Source organism: Moorena sp. SIO3I8 (assembly GCF_010692325.1).
GTDB lineage: Bacteria > Cyanobacteriota > Cyanobacteriia > Cyanobacteriales > Coleofasciculaceae > Moorena.
The window spans coordinates 1-2,310 of sequence record NZ_JAAHHW010000280.1 but is presented as its reverse complement, the minus strand read 5'-3'; the positions used below and the strand labels follow the sequence as shown (position 1 = coordinate 2,310).

2 protein-coding genes are annotated in these 2,310 nt (G+C 45.4%); both read right to left on the bottom strand.

Annotation, left to right across the window (positions count from 1 at the left end):
* Positions 1 to 113: 113 nt before the first annotated feature.
* The gene (locus F6K51_RS36160; protein ID WP_293030709.1) at positions 114 to 1,625 is read right to left on the bottom strand and encodes a reverse transcriptase domain-containing protein; all 1,512 of its coding nucleotides are present in this window, start codon (positions 1,623 to 1,625) and stop codon (positions 114 to 116) included.
* 428 nt (positions 1,626 to 2,053) lie between these two features.
* The gene (locus F6K51_RS36155; protein WP_293030707.1) at positions 2,054 to 2,194 is read right to left on the bottom strand and encodes a hypothetical protein; all 141 of its coding nucleotides are present in this window, start codon (positions 2,192 to 2,194) and stop codon (positions 2,054 to 2,056) included.
* Positions 2,195 to 2,310 lie beyond the last annotated feature (116 nt).

The following is a 2,310-nucleotide window of genomic DNA, read 5'->3' as shown; positions in this document are numbered from 1 at the left end:
GATTAGAGTCGATGCCCAGTATTACCTGGGGCACCTCTCCTTTCGGCTAAGGCCGACGCTGCGCGAACAGAACCGTGCATGAAACTTTCGCCTCACACGGCTCCTAGATATCCTTACCTTTCGGTTTTGCTCCAGTGTATTTGTTGGTGGCAGCTCTGATGGACTGCTAGTAGGTTCTTTTTAGACCAGTTGTCGTGGTTTCCATCTATGTGATGAAGATGTACATCCTCGTCTTCCATGAACCTCAACCCACAATATCCACAGGAATGGTTTTGCTTTTTCAAGGCTTCAGAGGTAGCATCGGAGTATAATCGCGAATTTCGATTGCTCCAGTACACCAGGTCACCGTCGTAGGGTGACTTGGTTCCCCTTACGTTCACGTGTTGGTTTTGTTTATACCCAACTTTTGGGAATGCCTTTTTACATAGTTCATCAGCTCTATACCGACCTACTTTCTTTTCCTTTCGGAACTTTCGGTGGGCAGTGTTGTTCATGAACCACAAAGAATCCCGAGCGCTGCTCATATTGCAGCTGTTATGGTAGTTCCGCCAACCGCGCACAATGGGTGCCAATTTTCTGGCTTTTACTTCGGCACCATAATTCGAGCTGTTGACTATGGCTTTGATTTTCTTACGTATGTTTCGGTGGTTTTCCTCTGAGGGAATTGACCGAAATTTTCCGTTTTTCTGGACTCGGAAATACCAGCCCAGGAAATCAAATCCTTCTGTCGCTTTGGTTAACTTGGTCTTTTCAACGCTTATTTCCATCCCTCTCTCAACCAGGAATGCTTTGATAGAGTCTAGTATCTTCGTGGCGTTATCTTTTGGCTTCAGAATGACCACCATGTCGTCGGCGTACCTTAGACTGGTGTGTATATCTTCTATTCCGTCTAGTGCGATGTTAGCTAACAAGGGACTTACCACTCCTCCCTGGGGCGTGCCTTGCTCTGGAAACTCAGGGTCTACTCCTGCTTTAAGGCATCGGAATATTCCCTTTTTAATAGTTGCCGGAGCAATAACTCGTTTCATTATGGAGTTGTGGGAGATACGGTCAAAGCATTTTTTGATGTCTAATTCTATTATCCTTTTTGTTTTATTAGAGCCGCTTTTATTTGCTTTTAGGTGATTGTACAGGCGTTTTTGCACATCTTGTGCGCATCTTCCTGTCCTAAACCCGTAGCTGTCGGCGCTGAACAAAGCTTCATGAGCTGGTTCTAAGGCAAACTTAATTAGACATTGCCAGGCTCTGTCAGCAATGGTTGGTATCTTTAACATTCTTACTTTTCCATTCTTCTTAGGGATTGGAATTTCACGAAGTCCGCTATGTTTCCAGTCGTGGCCATAGAGGTTCAATGTTTCAACCAGTTCCATGCGTTCTCTGTAGTTGAGGCTTGACTTTCCATCAACTCCAGCCGTTTTCTTTCCTTTGTTTAGCTGTGTCACTTGACGTACTGCCAAAAGCTGAGCTGCGCGGGATTTCAGTATTAGCTTCTGTAAAGACCGTGCTTTCTTCAAGTCACCATCTCGAACTGCTTTGAACACTCTCTTTTGTAGGCGGAAAAGGTCTTGGCGGATTTTCTTCCACTTTTGACTTTTCCAAAGGTCGCTATATCGATTATTAGACATGCGTCTACCTATACTCTCCTAAGGTTTGTGTTTTCTGGATACCCGCAGCCAGTTATTTGGCTGCATCTTACCCGACAGTGAGGATTAAGTTTGGCATAACTTACTAGAGGTTCGACCTTTCTCTAGACTCAATGTTGCTGTCGTTTTTACTCGTTCCGTCTGTTAGATTTATTTGGCGATTTAGGGCAGTCCGGAGATGAAACCTTAGAATAGTGGAGCCTTACTACAAAATTTTTAACCCTTTTACCCATAGCCGACTAACTATAAAGGCTCCACTATTCTTGCGGTAACTTCTAACCACTTTGCCTATTCCCTTCTCGAAGATTACGGATACCAAATATATAGCTCCGTGAGAATGTAAGGAATGAAGTCTCGCATATACTGGTCAGATTGCGGCTTGGACTTAAGACACTTTTTAAGGACTTTTGTTAATCTACCCGTGTCGCCTCCCTTTTAGCGGCAGTGTGGCACATCTGATTTACCTCTGATTCCGCCCTGATGCCAGCGTCACTCTGGTGGGTTGCCGCCCATCTCGGTGTGGCCAGATAAGGAGTCACATATCTTCTCATGGGGTTGGGTTTGCACCACCATCCAATCAGACAGTTAGGTTTGAGGTTTATTCCTCGCGCCCCTAGCTTATACCCCTCCCTACTACGGGAGGCTCCTAGCTAGAACGAGCCGCACA

Excerpts from the sequence above, each read along its gene's own strand:
- F6K51_RS36155 (WP_293030707.1), bottom strand. The coding sequence starts at position 2,194 with ATGAGAAGATATGTGACTCCTTATCTGGCCACACCGAGATGGGCGGCA.
- F6K51_RS36160 (WP_293030709.1), bottom strand. The coding sequence starts at position 1,625 with ATGTCTAATAATCGATATAGCGACCTTTGGAAAAGTCAAAAGTGGAAG.